The organism is Chromohalobacter sp. HP20-39 (assembly GCF_033052815.1).
GTDB lineage: Bacteria > Pseudomonadota > Gammaproteobacteria > Pseudomonadales > Halomonadaceae > Chromohalobacter.
Map to the genome: position 1 here is coordinate 1 of NZ_JAWHTP010000457.1, position 304 is coordinate 304.

Genomic DNA, 304 nt, shown 5'->3' on the forward strand with positions numbered 1-304 from the left:
GGCGCGGCTGCCGGTGTATGCGCTGCTGATTGGCGCGTTCATTCCGGTGCGCGAGGTGTGGGGCGTGTTCAACCTGCAGGGGCTGGTGCTGTTCGGGCTGTACATGGCCGGCATCGTGTCGGCGCTGGTCGTGGCCTACGTACTCAAGTACCTCAAGCGCGATCGCAACGAGCACCCGCTCATCCTGGAGCTGCCGTCGTATCGGCTGCCGAGCGTGCGCAACCTCGCTGTGGGTCTACTGGAACGCGCGCGTATCTTCCTGCGCCGAATCGGCACGGTCATCCTGAAGATGATGGTGCTGCTG

General features: G+C 64.5%; 1 pseudogene. It reads left to right on the forward strand.

What is annotated here, in order from left to right:
• Positions 1–304, forward strand: a pseudogene (locus RVY79_RS18795) (ferrous iron transporter B); the annotation flags it as partial.